The sequence below is a fragment of the Microbacterium sp. Root180 genome (genome assembly GCF_001428485.1).
Classification (GTDB): domain Bacteria; phylum Actinomycetota; class Actinomycetes; order Actinomycetales; family Microbacteriaceae; genus Microbacterium.
In genome coordinates this window covers 1,304,261-1,317,989 of sequence record NZ_LMHS01000003.1, presented here as the reverse complement: position 1 = coordinate 1,317,989, position 13,729 = coordinate 1,304,261, and the positions used below count along the sequence as shown (strand labels likewise).

Sequence of the window (13,729 nt, the reverse complement as noted above, 5' to 3'; positions counted from 1 at the left end):
AAGGAAGCGGGTCGGTGTGATCGAAGAAGGCAGGGCGCTGTTCCTCCAGATCGCCGAGAGCGTGGAGGACTCTATCGTCGACGGAAGCCTCGCCGAGGAGAGCCAGGCGCCGTCCACCAACGAGCTCGCCGCCTTCTACCGCATCAACCCCGCCACCGCTGCGAAGGGGGTCGCCATGCTCGTGGACAAGGACGTGCTGTACAAGCGGCGCGGAATCGGCATGTTCGTCGCGCCGGGTGCGCGCCGGCGACTGCTCGACGAGCGCCGCGCCGCCTTCGCCGACCGATACATCGACCCTCTCCTGGCCGAGGCCCGCACGCTCGGCCTCGGCGCGGAGGACCTGTCCGCCCTCATCCGCGACCGCGCTCTCTCCGCCGTCGCGCCCACCACCGAAGGAGACGCCCGATGACCGCCGTGATCGAGGTCGAAGGCCTCACCAAGCGCTACCGCGAGACCCTCGCCGTGGACGACGTGAGCTTCACGATCGAGAAGGACACCATCTACGGCCTGCTCGGCCGCAACGGCGCCGGCAAGACGACCGTCATGTCGATCCTGACCGCGCAGAACTTCGCCACCCGCGGGGACGTGCGCGTGTTCGGAGAGAACCCCTACGAGAACGCCAAGGTGCTCGCGCGCATGTGCTTCGTGCGCGAGAGCCAGAAGTATCCCGACGACGCGAAGCCGCGGCACGCGTTCAAGATCGCGAGCCTCTTCTTCCCGAACTGGAGCCAGGAACTCGCCGACCGGTTGATCCAGGACTTCCAGTTGCCGATGAACCGGCGCATCAAGAAGCTCTCCCGCGGTCAGCTCTCCGCCGTCGGCGTGGTCATCGGTCTGGCATCCCGCGCCGAGATCACGTTCTTCGACGAGCCCTACCTCGGCCTGGACGCGGTCGCGCGGCAGATCTTCTACGACCGGATGCTCGAGGACTACACCGCGCACCCGCGCACTGTGATCCTCTCGAGCCACCTGATCGACGAGGTCTCGAACCTCATCGAGCGGGTGCTCGTGATCGACCGCGGCCGCATCATCATGGACGAGGAGACGGATGCTGTCCGCGACCGCGCCGCGAACATCATCGGCGACTCGGCCGCCGTCGAAGCGTTCGTGAAGGGCCGCGAGGTCATCCATCGCGAGAGCCTGGGTCGCGTGTCGTCCGTCACGGTCGTCGGGACGCTCACGTCCGCAGACCGCGAGCAGCTGACGGCGGCCGGACTCGAGGCCGGGCCCGTGTCCCTGCAGCAGCTCATCGTCCGCACCACCCAGCACGCCGGGGGGGCATCCGATGCGTCCCCGCTCGAGGAAGGAGTCCTGCGATGAGCCGCACGCTCAACGTCGTTCGCATGCAGCTGGTGAACCGGCAGACCTTCATCTGGATCCCGCTCATCATCCTGGGCGGCGCATTCCTCGTCACGCTGCTGATCTGGGCGATGCTGCCACCGGGGGCGACCAAGTACAGCGGCGGATCGCAGGGGCCGCTGTGGTACTTCGTCGCCGTCGGCGTCATGGCCTTCGCGTACACGTTCCCGTTCTCGCAGGCGATGAGCGTCACCCGGCGCGAGTACTTCCTCGGCACGCTGCTCACAGCGGCGCTCACGAGCGGCATCCTGGCGGCGATCTTCGTCGTCGGCGGACTGATCGAGCTCGCGACCGACGGGTGGGGGATCAACGGGCTGTTCTTCTACCTCCCGTGGGTGTGGGATCAGGGCGCCGCCGTCGCCGGGCTGAGCTACTTCGTGCTCGCGATGCTGCTCTTCATCCTCGGCATGTGGTGCGCGATCCTGTACAAGCGGTTCGGCACGGTCGTGCTCGTCACCCTCCTCGTCGGGATCGGCGTGCTGCTGGTCGGTGCGATGTGGCTCGTGGGGCGCCTCGATGCGTGGGGAGCGGTCGGGGAGTGGATCGGGGTCAACGGGGTCCTCGGAATCACCCTGTGCGGAGTCGGGGTCGCTGCGGTGCTCACCGTCATCTCGTACCTCACGCTGCGGCGCACCACGCCCTGAGAAGGCGCGGCGGATGCCTCGTCCCGGCGCCTCACTGTGCCGGGCCGGGGCATCCGTCAGTCAGCGGCTGTCGGCCGCCTCGGTGTGGTGGCGGATGACTTCGCCGACGACGAAGTTGAACCACTTCTCGGCGAACGCCGGATCGAGATCGGCCTCTTCCGCGAGGCGGCGCAGCCGCGCGACCTGCTGCTCCTCGCGAGCGGGGTCGGAGGCGGGCATCCCGTGCTCTGCTTTGAGGTGCCCGACCTGCTTGGTGGCCTTGAAGCGCTCGGCGAGAAGGTAGACGAGGGACGCGTCGATGTTGTCGATGCTGCTGCGAAGACGGGTCAGCGTCGTGGTCGGGTCCTCGGTCATGGCAACCTCCTCGGCCTCCGACGATACCCGAGCGGCCGCATGACGCCCGTCGCGCGAGCTATCGCCCGCAGTGGGTGAATTCGGCCGCGTGCGCTCGTCGCCGTCGCGGGCGCGGTTCTAGAGTGTGACGCATGACCGACGCCACCACTCCGCAGGGTCCCACCGACTCCGAGGCGCTCGCCTCGCGGGCAGTCGATCCGGTTGCGGGAACGGATGCTGCGCCCGCCCCTCGGACCGCCGTGCCCGATGAGGTCGCCGTCCTCTCCGGCGAGGCGCCGGCGTCGAAGACGTTCTGGACGAACCTCAACCATCCGTTCACCGTCGGCCTGCTGCTGACGCTCGGCGGACTGGTCGCGCTGCTGCTGGGCATCGCCCTGACCAACATCTCGACGATCCTCATCTACATCGGACTGGCGGCCTTCGCCGCGCTCGGGCTGGACCCGGTGATCAAGTGGCTCGGCAAGCACGGTGTCAAGCGCGGCTGGGCGATCGCCATCATCTTCCTCACGGGCGCCATCATCGCCGCGGGCCTCTTGTGGCTGGTCGTTCCGACGCTCATCCAGCAGATCAGTCAGTTCATCACCGGCATCCCCGACACCATCTCCAACTTCGAGAAGTCGGACTTCTACCACTGGCTCGAGGGGATCTTCGGGACCGGGCTCACGACCCTGGTCGACGAGATCGAGAAGTTCATCACCAACCCGTCGAACATCGCGGCCATCTCCGGCGGCCTGCTGAAGGTCGGCGCGGGGATCGCCACCGCCATCTCCGGCGGACTGATCATCGTCGTCCTCACCCTGTACTTCGTGGCCTCGCTCCCCGGCATCAAGGACTCCATGATGCAGTTCGCGCCGGCGCGCAAGCGCGTGTCGGTGCGCGCGATGACCGACCAGATCACCGACTCGGTCGGCGGCTACCTGATGGGCATGGTCATCCTGGCGTTCTTCAACTCCGTCATCGCGACGATCCTGCACGCGGTGCTCCAGCTGCCGTATCCGCTGCTGATGGGTGTCCTCGCTTTCTGCATCACGATCATCCCGTTGATCGGTCCCGTGCTGTACTGGATCACGGCCACGGTGATCGCCCTCTTCACCAACCCGATCGCTGCCCTGATCTTCTCGATCTGCTACCTGATCTACATCCAGATCGAGGCGTACGTGCTGACCCCGAAGGTGATGAACCGGGCGATCGAGATCCCCGGATCGCTCGTGGTGATCGGCGCGCTGATCGGTGGCACGCTGCTCGGCTTCATCGGCGCACTGGTCGCCATCCCGGTGACGGCCTCGATCCTGCTGATCATCAAACAGGTCTTCTTCAAGAAGCAGGACGCCAAGGTCTAGCCCCGCAAGCCCGGCCCCCCGCCCCCGCACCCGGCCGATTGTGCGGGAAGAAGCACGCGTCCGCGGGGCGTGCCGCATGCATACGCCCGCACAACCGAACAGGACCGGACGAGATGGGAGCCGGACGGGATGGGGGCCGGACGGGACGGGAACCGCGCGCCGGATCAGGCGAGCGGCATCACGCAGGTCGGCGACGGCGCCGCGGTGCGGTGCCGCACACGACCGGGAACGCCGGTGCGCAGGTCGAGCGTGAGCGAGACGACGTCGTCGGAGCGCTGGCCGGCGACGAGGAGCGTGTCGCGCACCACCAGGTGATGCCGCGGCCAGTCCACGCCGGAGTCCACGAGGGCCACCGGGGCGAGCGCGTCCCCCGCTCCTCGCACGCGAAGGGTCGCGATCGTGTTGCTGCCGCGCACCCCGGCGTAGAGGAACTCGCCGTCGCGTGAGGCCGCGAGCTCGGCAGCGGAGTCGCCGGGCAGCGTCCCCGGTCCGAGCGGGACCCCGCCGACGATCCGCCACGATCCGTCGGCTGCGGCGCCGAGCACGAAGACTTCGCACGAGTACTCGGTCACGACGAAGAGGTGGCCGCTCGGGTGATGGACCATGTGCCGCGGGCCGCTTCCCCGCGGCAGGGTGACCTGCTGGGCTGCTCGAAGCCCGTTCGGCCCCGCGTGCCAGAACCGCACGAGGTCATGGCCCAGATCGGTGGTCGCGACGACGCCGCCGGGCAGGAACTGCGTCTGGTGCGCACGCGACGGACGAGCGGATGCCTCGCCCGGTCTCTCGGCCACCGGGTCGAGGTCGGGCACGAGGTGCGCGTACTCCTCTCCGGCCGCGGCGCGCAGGGCACGCGCGGCGGCAGCGAGGTCGAGATCGCCGGCCACCGGGGCCTCGGCGCCCGGCCCGTACGGATCGATCGACACCGGGGCGATCACCGGAGAGTGCGGGCGGCCGGTCGCGTCGAGGCTCATCCGCACCACGCGGCCGTCGCCCCAGCACGCGGCGATCAGCGACCCGCCGTCGGGCGCCACCGCCACGTGGCAGACCGCCTCACCGGCATCGACGGCATCGCCGAGCCGGACGAAGGACGCCTCGCCGGTCCGTGCGAACGCCTGCACGGCGCCGCGATGCTCGAGCGTCGCGTAGACGACGTCGAGCGTCGGATGCTGCGCGATCCACGACGGCGAATCCGCGGCGGCGACCGCCCCGGCGAACGCGAGCGCGCCGCCGGCCGAACCCTCATCGGCGGCGCCGGCGAGCAGCATCCCGATCCCGCTCGCGGAGCCCTCCATATCGGCGGTGTACCCGCCCAGCAGGAGCCTCACCGGTCAGTCGACGAGGTCGTGCCGCACGATCACGGCATCGCGGGACGCACCCACGCCGATGACCGAGATGCGCGTTCCGCTCATCGCCTCGAGCGCCAGCACGTAGTCCTGCGCCTCGATCGGGAGCTCATCGAAGGTGCGCGCCGTCGAGATGTCCTGCTTCCAGCCGGGGAAGTACTCGAGGATCGGCCGGGCGTGGTGGAAGTCCGACTGGTTCACCGGCACCTCGTCGAACCGCTCGCCGTCGACGTCGTACGCGACGCACACCGGGATCTCGTCGAGACCGGTGAGGATGTCGAGCTTGGTCAGCACGAGGTCGGTGATGCCGTTGATGCGCGTGGCGTAGCGCGTGATGGGCGCGTCGTACCAGCCGACGCGGCGCGGCCGCCCCGTGGTCGTGCCGAACTCGAAGCCGCGGGAGCGGAGGAACTCGCCGTTCTCGTCGAAGAGCTCCGTCGGGAACGGCCCCGATCCGACGCGCGTCGTGTACGCCTTCACGATGCCGACGATGCGATCGAGGCGGTTCGGTCCCACACCGGCGCCGGTCGCGGCGCCGCCGGCCGTTGCCGACGACGACGTCACGAACGGGTAGGTGCCGTGATCGACGTCGAGCATCGTCGCCTGGCCGCCCTCGAAGACGACGACCTCTCCCGCGTCGAGCGCCTCGTTGAGCATCAGGCCGGTGTCGGCCACCATGGGACGCAGCCGGTCGGCGTACGACAGGAGATCCTCGACGACCTCGTCGCACGTGATCGCGCGGCGGTTGAACACCTTCACGAGGAGGTGGTTCTTCTGGTCGAGTGCGCCCTCGACCTTCTGGCGGAGGATGTTCTCGTCGAAGAGATCCTGCACGCGGATGCCGACGCGGTTGATCTTGTCCGCGTAGGCCGGGCCGATGCCGCGACCGGTTGTTCCGATCTGGCGCTTGCCGAGGAAGCGCTCGGTGACCTTGTCCAGCGTGCGGTGGTACTGCGTGATGATGTGCGCGTTGGCGCTGATCTTGAGGCGCGAGGTGTCGACGCCGCGGGCGTGGAGAGCCTCGAGCTCGTAGAAGAGCACCTCGAGATCGACGACCACGCCGTTGCCGATGACCGCGTTGACGCCGGGGGACAGGATGCCGGAGGGCAGCAGGTGCAGCGCGTACTTCTCGTCGCCGATCACGACCGTGTGACCCGCGTTGTTGCCGCCGTTGAACTTGACGACCCAATCGGTGCGCTCACCCAGGAGATCGGTGGCCTTGCCCTTGCCCTCGTCTCCCCATTGGACTCCGACGATCACGATGCCTGGCATGGGCTACTCCCCCGTTATCGGACGGTTACACCCCATCCTATCGGGGGTCCCGTCGCGCGGTGATGCCGCCACTACTGTGGCGGAATGGACCTGATGCACGCGGTGATCCCGGCTGGGTCGTACACCTCACCGGACCCGGACTCCTTCATCGCGCTGGCCGTGCTCGCCGGATTCGGCGTCGTCATGTACGCCGCGGTCACGGTCGTCGTGGTCGTCGGCGTCTATTGGCTCATCCGGCTCGCAGTGCGTCACGCCGGCATGGACGTCACGCGCTGGCAGCACGCCGGCATGCCGGCGCGGATGCCGAAGAAGTACAAGCCACCGCGCGGCTACTCGGGTGGCACGTACCCCCAGGCCTGACTTTTCGCGAGACGACATTTCCTCGCCGCGACATCCCTCGCCGCCGATAGGGTGGCCGCATGCAGACGAAGGCATGGGCCCGTACCTGGTCGATCATGCGCCTCGCGATGGCGGCGCTCATCGTCGCCGCGATCGTGGCGCAGCTCGCGGCATCGCTCACGACCGCGGCCGATCTCGGCCGCGACGTGGGAACCACGTTCGTCAACTTCTTCAGCTTCTTCACGATCCTCTCCAACGCGCTGTCGGCGATCGTGCTCACGTGGGCGGCGCTGTGGTTCTTCACCCGCGGCCGGCACGCGGTCGCCGAGCCGCCCGCGCTCGCCCTGTCGCTGGCGTGCATCACGACGTACATGGTCATCACGGGCATCGTCTACAACGCGCTGCTGCGCGGAATCGAGCTGCCGCAGGGCAGCGAGCCGATCCCGTGGTCGAACGAGATTCTGCATCTGATCGGGCCGCTCTTCCTGCTCGCCGACCTCTTCGTCGGTCCGCTCCGGCGGGCGCTCCCGTGGCGTGCGGTGTGGGCGGTCATCGCCTTCCCGATCCTGTGGGTCCTCTATACGATGTTGCGCGGACCGTTCGTGACGAACCCGGTCTCGGGCGAGCAGTTCTGGTACCCCTACCCGTTCCTCAACCCGAACAACGAGGGCGGTTGGGGATCGGTCGTGTTCTGGATCGTCGTCATCGCACTCACCTTCCTCGTCGTCGCCTCGCTGGTGGTGTGGTGGGGACGTCGGGTCGGCGCCGAACGCGAGCTCGATCACATGACGGGCGACCACGTCGAAGCGGAGTGGGAAGAGGCGCGCGAGGCCGAGGCCGACGACCGCTGACGCTCAGCGCGGCGCGGCGCGGCTTTGCGCCGTCGTGCCGCCTAGGGAAGTTTGCTGAGGTCGTCGAGGTCGCGCTCGCCGGACCCGTCCTCGGTCGCGGGCGCCGCCCATTCACCGGAAGCGGGAGCGGATGCCTCCGCCTGTGCCTCTTCGTCCGCCGGCGCCTCGATCGGCTCCGGCGCCGCGATCCCAGCGGGCTCGTCGTCCGCTGCGGGCTCTTCGTCGGGTGCGGGCTCTTCGTCGGGTGCGGGCTCGTCGCGCTCCGCCGGTGCGGCTGCGTCGGACACCGTGCCGGACGCGTCCTCCACGGGAGTCTCCGCCTCCCGGGGCACGCCGGACCCAGCATCCGGCGTCGCCTCCACCGGCTCGGCGACATCGTCCGCGGCGCGCAGATCGGTGCGGCGGATGAGGTCGGGCACCTGCCACGAGCCGTCGAGGAACTCGGGGCGCGGGCGATAGAGGCGCACGAGGTAGTTCCAGCCCTCGGGGACGGGGATGCTGTTGGGCAGCGTCGCCTCGCCCGCCGGAGTGAAGTGGACGGTGATCGTGCCGTCCTCGTCGCGCACGCCGGTCACGCTGTTGACGGTGTAGCGGTTCTCGGCGTTGGGCTCGAAGTATCCGGCCGCGTTGTAGACCGAGACGGACCAGAAGGCGTCCACCGGGACGTCCTGCATCGTGAGGTCGTAGAAGCCGACCGGCTGCTGCGGGTCGACGCCGACGTACGACGCCTCGGAGATGGGAAGCCCGCCCCACCCGGCGGCGGTGCCGATGAGGTGGCGCACCTCGTCGACCTCGTCCGGCGCTCCGAACGTGCGGTCGAAGCCGCGCAGTCCGGCGGCGAGGCCGAGCAGGGCCGTCCGGGTGGCATCGAGCGAGGCGATGTCGTAGTCGGGCATCTCGTACGGACGGGCGGATGCTGCGTCGAGCTCGATCGCGTCCTGGAGCCGAGCGACTTCGGCGATGTCGGACGGGTCGGACGGGTCCACGAGCGTCCGGACGGCGACGAGGAGGTAGTCGGCGCCGGGTGCCAGCTCCGAGAGGTCGTGGGTGCCGCCACCGTGGAGCACGGCGCGGACGAAATGCCCCTGGTCGAGGAGCATGACGGAGAGATAGCGCTCGCCCGCCTCGGGAACGACGAGGGTCGCGCCCTCCGACAGATCCACCACCGCGAAGCTGTACAGGGTGTCCCGGTTGAGCCGGATCACCGTCTGCGCCTCGATCGCCGCGGGCTCGCGATTGTGGCGGAAGGTGTTCACGCCGCCCGCGTCGCGCTGGATGTCCGCGAACATGCGGTCCGTTTCCGCGCGCACGAAGTTGTCGGCGTTCACGTGAATGCTCATGCGTACACTCTGGCCCACGCCCCGCTCCCGCGCCATTCGACGCGGTCATACCGGACACCGCCTTCGCCCGGTGTCCCTGCCGACGGTGACCCGGCGGCCGCGCGCCGTCACAGCGGAACGCTCGGCGGAGGCCCCGAATAGACTGGGCCCATGTCGAAGGTCCTTCAGTCCCTGCCCATCGGCGAGCGCGTCGGCATCGCCTTCTCCGGAGGACTGGACACATCGGTCGCCGTGGCGTGGATGCGCGACAAGGGCGCCGTCCCCTGCACCTACACCGGTGACCTCGGACAGCCCGACGAAGACGACATCGACGCGATCCCCGACCGCGCGCTGCAGTACGGCGCCGAACTCGCGCGGATCGTCGACTGCAAGCCCGCCCTCGTCGAAGAGGGCTTCGGCGCCCTCGCCTGCGGCGCGTTCCACATCCGCTCCGGCGGCCGCACCTACTTCAACACCACGCCGCTCGGGCGCGCGGTCACGGGCACGCTCCTCGTGCGTGCCATGAAGGAGGACGGCGTCGACATCTGGGGCGACGGCTCCACCTACAAGGGCAACGACATCGAGCGGTTCTACCGCTACGGTCTGCTGGCCAACCCCGCCCTGCGCATCTACAAGCCGTGGCTCGACGCCGACTTCGTCACCGAGCTCGGCGGCCGCAAGGAGATGAGCGAGTGGCTCGTCGAACACGGCTTCCCGTACCGCGACTCCGTCGAGAAGGCGTACTCGACCGACGCGAACATCTGGGGCGCGACGCACGAGGCGAAGACCCTCGAGCACCTGAACGTGTCACTGGAGACCGTCGAGCCGATCATGGGCGTGCGATTCTGGGATGCGTCGGTCGCGATCGAGCCCGAAGACGTGACGGTGACCTTCGAGGCCGGTCGTCCGGTCGCGCTCAACGGCGTCGAATACTCCGACCCGGTCGAGCTCGTCTTCGAGGCGAACCGCATCGGCGGCCGCCACGGCCTGGGCATGAGCGACCAGATCGAGAACCGCATCATCGAGGCCAAGTCGCGCGGCATCTACGAGGCGCCGGGACTGGCGCTGCTCTTCACCGCCTACGAGCGCCTCGTCAACGGCATCCTGAACGAAGACACGCTCGCGACGTACCACGAGCAGGGCCGCCGCCTCGGGCGCCTCATGTACGAGGGCCGCTGGCTGGAGCCGCAGTCGCTCATGCTGCGCGAGTCGATCCAGAAGTGGGTGGGTTCGACCATCACCGGCTCGGTCACCCTGCGGCTTCGCCGCGGCGAGGACTACACGATCCTCGACACGTCCGGCCCCGGCCTGTCGTACCACCCCGAGAAGCTGTCGATGGAGCGCGTCGGCGACGCCGCGTTCGGGCCCACCGATCGCATCGGCCAGCTCACGATGCGCAACCTCGACATCGCCGACTCGCGCGCCCGCCTCGAGCACTACGCCGCAGCGGGCATCATCGGCGGAGCCGCGGGCGAGCTCGTCGGCCGCGTGACCGCAGGCGAGTCCGACGAGATCACCGAGCGTGCCGTCACGCCGGATGCCGCGACCGAGGCCCTCGACGAGGCCATCGAAGCGGCATCCGAATCGGCGATGTACGACGCCGGCACCGACTGAGCCGCACGGGCCCGGCTCAGTCGGCACGTCTGTGCGGCCTATGTGATCCTGCCGGTGCGAGCCCACACCTCGATCAGGTAGAGCGCAATCGCGCAGCCCGCGAACATGCCGAGCAGGACCGTGGGTTGCAACGGGTTCCCCTGCAGGAGGAACACGGCCGCGACGACACCCGCGACGAGGAGCAGAAGCACGACACGGGTTGCGCGCTTGCGGAGCCGTTCGCGTTTCATGCCTGGAGAGTCTCCGATCGTTCTTCGCCGACGGGGCGGACGAGGATGCTCGACTCCGCTGAGGAAAGCACGGCCCGACCCGTCAGACGATAGCACTCGCACCGGCAAAACACGCGGCTTCTTTCCTCTTGTGGATAACCGGCCCGGCAATCGCGTGCGCCAGTTCTCCGGAGTTCGGCGGTTCGCCGGAGCGCAGCATCCGGATTCCTCCGGAGAAGTGGCGAAATCCGGAGAAGTGGCGCCCCATCCGCCGGCACCGGGTGTCCCGCCCTCCCCGGATCCCTGCGCGGCATTCGCCGCCCCGCCCGACCCGGGTTACGATTCCAGACGGTGCGCGCGACCCGAAACGCGCGGAACCGGGGTCTCGCCGTGCACGACACGGCGTTCCACCCCTCGTCTGAGCTGAAAGACCTTCGATGCTGAAGACCTCCCCCGATCCCGTCGATCCCGGCGATCCCGTCGACGCTCCGCCGCGCCGCCGATCCCTCCGCCGCAGGATCGGCATCGCGTTGTTCAGCATCCTCACCGGCATCGTCGTCCTCGCGCTCATCGCGGTCGCCTTCGTCGCCTACACCGTGCAGCGCTCGTTCCCTCAGCTCGACGGCGCGATCTCCGTCGCCGGACTGAGCGAGGAGGTCACGGTGCAGCGCGATGCGCTCGGCATCCCGACGATCACGGCTGCCACGACCGACGATCTCTTCTTCGCGCAGGGATACGTGCACGCACAGGACCGCTTCTGGGAGATGGACTTCCGCCGGCACGTGACCAGCGGGCGCCTGTCCGAGCTCTTCGGGGAGTCTCAGCTGCCGACGGATCGGTTCCTGCGCACTCTCGGCTGGCGCGCGATCGCGGAGCAGGAGGTCGAGGCGCTCGACGAGGCGACACTGTCCTACTACGAGGCCTACGCCGACGGGGTCAACGCGTATCTGGCCGACCACCAGGGTGCCGACGTATCGCTCGAGTACGCAGTGCTCGGCCTGCAGAACAGCGACTACGAGATCGAGCCGTGGAGCCCGGCCGACTCGGTGGCCTGGCTCAAGGCGATGGCCTGGGACCTCCGATCCAACATCGAGGAGGAGACCGAGCGCGCGGTGATCGCCGCGGACTTCACGCAGGCGCAGATGCGCGAGCTCTACCCGGAGTACCCCTACGACCGCAATCCGGTCATCGTGCCGTCGATCTCGACAGTGCCGGCCGTCGGCACCGCCGCCGACCTCACGGCCGACGAGAAGGCGAGCGCGGCGACCGCATCGATCGAGTGGTCCGAGGTCGACGGTGTCGTCGAGGCGGTCAGCGCTCTGGTCGGCGGCGTCGGCGAGGGAATCGGGTCGAACTCCTGGGTCGTGTCGGGCGACCTCACCGAGACGGGGATGCCGCTGCTGGCCAACGATCCCCACCTGGGGGCCTCGCTGCCCAGCGTGTGGCACCAGGTCGGCCTGAAGTGCCGGGTGGTCTCCGAGGCGTGCGCGTTCGACGTCGCGGGCTTCGGCTTCTCGGGCGTGCCCGGCGTCATCATCGGCCACAACGACCGCGTCGCGTGGGGTTTCACGAACCTCACGACCGACGTGACCGACCTGTACGTGGAGAAGGTCGACGGCGACAGCTACTGGCGTGACGGCGAGCTCGAGCCACTCGATGTGCGCACCGAGACGCTGAAGGTCGCGGGGGGCGACGACGAGGAGCTCGTCATCCGCTCGACCGTCCACGGCCCGATCATCTCGGGACTGACCGACGACTACACCGCGATCGCGGAGGACCCGTGGATCGGTTCGGGCGGCACGGTCGAGCAGCCCGCAGACGCCCCCGAGGGCGAGACCGCCGTGAGCCTGCAGTGGACCGCCCTGGCCCCCGCGACGACGGCGACCGCGATCTTCACCCTCAATCTGGCGCGCGACTTCGACGACTTCCGCGCGGCCGCGCAGCAGTTCGCGGTGCCTGCGCAGAACCTCATCTACGCCGACGTCGACGGCAACATCGGGTATCAGACCCCCGGAGTCCTGCCGATCCGCGGCGCGGGCGACGGCTCGATGCCGCAGCCGGGGTGGGACTCCGCGTACGACTGGCAGGGCTTCATCCCCTTCGAAGAGCTCCCCGTCGTCTACAACCCCGACGAGGGCTACATCGTCACGGCGAACAACGCCATCGTCGACGAGGACTACCCCTACTTCCTCACGCGCGACTGGGACTACGGCTGGCGCGCGGCGCGCATCGTCGACCTCATCGAGCGCAAGTCCGCCAACGGTCCCCTCACGGCGGCCGACATGCTCGCGATCCAGGGGGACAACGGGTTCTTCCTCGGCATGCGCCTGTCCGCCGCGTACATGGAGCTGCAGACGGGCCACGAGGGCACGGATGCCGCGCTCGACCGGCTCCGCACGTGGGACGCGCAGAACTCCGCGAGCTCGCCGGCGGCCGCGTACGCCAACGTGCTTTGGGACGAGCTCGCCGACAATCTCTTCGTCGACGGGCGCGAGCATCCGGTCCCGCTGTCGGACCAGGCCCGGCTCTTCCTCGTGGTCGACGAGCTGCTCGCAGACCCGGGCTCGCCGTGGTGGACCAACGAGGCCCTCGGCGTCTCGGGCCAGGAGGAGATGCTCGCGCGCTCCGCGACCGACGCCTACGAACGGCTCGTGAAGCTGCAGGGCGAGAACCAGTCCAAATGGAACTGGGGGTCGCTGCACGCCCTCCCGCTCATGAGCGACACGTTCGGCGCATCGGGCATCGCCCCGATCGAGTGGCTGTTCAACCGCGGGCCGTTCCCGACCGGCGGCGGCTCATCCGTCGTGAACGCGACCGGATGGGTGATGGGCGAGGGCTTCTCCACGGTGACGGTGCCCTCGATGCGCATGGTCGTGGACCTCTCCGACTTCGACGCGAGCGGCTGGAACCACCTGACCGGCGCCAGCGGACACGCGTTCCACCCGAACTACATCGACCAGACGGCGACCTGGCAGGCGGTCGGGCTGACGCCGTGGGCCTACTCACGCGGCGCGGTCGACGATGCGACGACCGACACCCTGACCCTCGTCCCGGCCGACTGAGCCGCGGACTCCTCTGGCCGTCG

At 69.1% G+C, this 13,729-nt stretch carries 13 protein-coding genes; 8 read left to right on the top strand and 5 right to left on the bottom strand.

Going from position 1 to position 13,729, the window contains the following annotated elements:
* The first annotated feature begins 16 nt into the window (after positions 1 to 16).
* From ASD93_RS13685 to ASD93_RS13675, 3 genes are read left to right on the top strand one after another with little or no spacing between them, the layout of a single operon-like run.
* A complete protein-coding gene (locus tag ASD93_RS13685) occupies positions 17 to 409 on the top strand; it encodes a GntR family transcriptional regulator (RefSeq protein ID WP_056123643.1) in 393 nt (130 codons plus the stop codon).
* A complete protein-coding gene (locus ASD93_RS13680) occupies positions 406 to 1,320 on the top strand; it encodes an ABC transporter ATP-binding protein (protein ID WP_056123640.1) in 915 nt (304 codons plus the stop codon). The genes ASD93_RS13685 and ASD93_RS13680 overlap by 4 nt, the downstream gene beginning before the upstream one ends.
* On the top strand, positions 1,317 to 2,003 hold the full coding sequence (locus ASD93_RS13675) for a hypothetical protein (RefSeq protein WP_056123637.1): 687 nt from the start codon (positions 1,317 to 1,319) through the stop codon (positions 2,001 to 2,003). Before ASD93_RS13680 ends, ASD93_RS13675 begins: the two co-directional genes overlap by 4 nt.
* A 60-nt stretch (positions 2,004 to 2,063) precedes the next feature.
* Here ASD93_RS13675 and ASD93_RS13670 read toward each other — a convergent pair whose 3' ends face one another.
* The gene (locus ASD93_RS13670) at positions 2,064 to 2,357 is read right to left on the bottom strand and encodes a chorismate mutase (RefSeq protein ID WP_056123633.1); all 294 of its coding nucleotides are present in this window, start codon (positions 2,355 to 2,357) and stop codon (positions 2,064 to 2,066) included.
* Positions 2,358 to 2,488: 131 nt separating this feature from the next.
* On the opposite strand from ASD93_RS13670, the gene ASD93_RS13665 reads away from it, so the two are divergent.
* Positions 2,489 to 3,697: an AI-2E family transporter gene (locus tag ASD93_RS13665; RefSeq protein WP_056123630.1), complete on the top strand. Its 1,209-nt coding sequence runs from the start codon at positions 2,489 to 2,491 to the stop codon at positions 3,695 to 3,697.
* A gap of 164 nt (positions 3,698 to 3,861) precedes the next feature.
* On the opposite strand, the gene ASD93_RS13660 is transcribed toward ASD93_RS13665, so the two are convergent.
* Positions 3,862 to 5,022, bottom strand: a complete 1,161-nt coding sequence (locus tag ASD93_RS13660) for a lactonase family protein (RefSeq protein ID WP_056123627.1) — start codon at positions 5,020 to 5,022, stop codon at positions 3,862 to 3,864.
* Positions 5,023 to 5,025: 3 nt separating this feature from the next.
* Positions 5,026 to 6,312 (bottom strand): adenylosuccinate synthase, encoded by a 1,287-nt coding sequence (locus ASD93_RS13655; RefSeq protein ID WP_056123625.1) that lies wholly within the window; start codon positions 6,310 to 6,312, stop codon positions 5,026 to 5,028.
* A gap of 84 nt (positions 6,313 to 6,396) precedes the next feature.
* On the opposite strand from ASD93_RS13655, the gene ASD93_RS13650 reads away from it, so the two are divergent.
* Together ASD93_RS13650 and ASD93_RS13645 are read left to right on the top strand one after the other, a co-directional pair.
* Positions 6,397 to 6,672 (top strand): hypothetical protein, encoded by a 276-nt coding sequence (locus ASD93_RS13650; protein ID WP_056123621.1) that lies wholly within the window; start codon positions 6,397 to 6,399, stop codon positions 6,670 to 6,672.
* Positions 6,673 to 6,731: 59 nt separating this feature from the next.
* On the top strand, positions 6,732 to 7,502 hold the full coding sequence (locus tag ASD93_RS13645; RefSeq protein WP_235566961.1) for a Pr6Pr family membrane protein: 771 nt from the start codon (positions 6,732 to 6,734) through the stop codon (positions 7,500 to 7,502).
* A 41-nt stretch (positions 7,503 to 7,543) separates the two neighbouring features.
* Here the strand turns inward: ASD93_RS13645 and ASD93_RS13640 are convergent, their stop codons facing one another.
* On the bottom strand, positions 7,544 to 8,842 hold the full coding sequence (locus ASD93_RS13640; RefSeq protein ID WP_082569334.1) for a DUF1214 domain-containing protein: 1,299 nt from the start codon (positions 8,840 to 8,842) through the stop codon (positions 7,544 to 7,546).
* A gap of 150 nt (positions 8,843 to 8,992) precedes the next feature.
* Here ASD93_RS13640 and argG point away from each other — a divergent pair, with 150 nt between their 5' ends.
* A complete protein-coding gene (gene argG, locus ASD93_RS13635) occupies positions 8,993 to 10,435 on the top strand; it encodes an argininosuccinate synthase (protein WP_056123618.1) in 1,443 nt (480 codons plus the stop codon).
* Positions 10,436 to 10,473: 38 nt separating this feature from the next.
* On the opposite strand, the gene ASD93_RS13630 is transcribed toward argG, so the two are convergent.
* Positions 10,474 to 10,665, bottom strand: coding sequence for a hypothetical protein (locus ASD93_RS13630; protein ID WP_056123616.1), 192 nt, complete (start codon positions 10,663 to 10,665; stop codon positions 10,474 to 10,476).
* 416 nt (positions 10,666 to 11,081) lie between these two features.
* On the opposite strand from ASD93_RS13630, the gene ASD93_RS13625 reads away from it, so the two are divergent.
* Positions 11,082 to 13,706 (top strand): penicillin acylase family protein, encoded by a 2,625-nt coding sequence (locus ASD93_RS13625; RefSeq protein WP_082569333.1) that lies wholly within the window; start codon positions 11,082 to 11,084, stop codon positions 13,704 to 13,706.
* Positions 13,707 to 13,729: the final 23 nt, after the last annotated feature.

What these genes read in the sequence shown, in the direction of transcription:
- ASD93_RS13680 (WP_056123640.1), top strand. Translation starts at nt 406, where the DNA reads ATGACCGCCGTGATCGAGGTCGAAGGCCTCACCAAGCGCTACCGCGAG.
- ASD93_RS13675 (WP_056123637.1), top strand. Translation starts at nt 1,317, where the DNA reads ATGAGCCGCACGCTCAACGTCGTTCGCATGCAGCTGGTGAACCGGCAG.
- ASD93_RS13670 (WP_056123633.1), bottom strand. Translation starts at nt 2,357, where the DNA reads ATGACCGAGGACCCGACCACGACGCTGACCCGTCTTCGCAGCAGCATC.
- ASD93_RS13665 (WP_056123630.1), top strand. Translation starts at nt 2,489, where the DNA reads ATGACCGACGCCACCACTCCGCAGGGTCCCACCGACTCCGAGGCGCTC.
- ASD93_RS13655 (WP_056123625.1), bottom strand. Translation starts at nt 6,312, where the DNA reads ATGCCAGGCATCGTGATCGTCGGAGTCCAATGGGGAGACGAGGGCAAG.
- ASD93_RS13650 (WP_056123621.1), top strand. Translation starts at nt 6,397, where the DNA reads ATGGACCTGATGCACGCGGTGATCCCGGCTGGGTCGTACACCTCACCG.
- ASD93_RS13645 (WP_235566961.1), top strand. Translation starts at nt 6,732, where the DNA reads ATGCAGACGAAGGCATGGGCCCGTACCTGGTCGATCATGCGCCTCGCG.
- ASD93_RS13640 (WP_082569334.1), bottom strand. Translation starts at nt 8,842, where the DNA reads ATGAGCATTCACGTGAACGCCGACAACTTCGTGCGCGCGGAAACGGAC.
- argG (WP_056123618.1), top strand. Translation starts at nt 8,993, where the DNA reads ATGTCGAAGGTCCTTCAGTCCCTGCCCATCGGCGAGCGCGTCGGCATC.
- ASD93_RS13630 (WP_056123616.1), bottom strand. Translation starts at nt 10,665, where the DNA reads ATGAAACGCGAACGGCTCCGCAAGCGCGCAACCCGTGTCGTGCTTCTG.
- ASD93_RS13625 (WP_082569333.1), top strand. Translation starts at nt 11,082, where the DNA reads ATGCTGAAGACCTCCCCCGATCCCGTCGATCCCGGCGATCCCGTCGAC.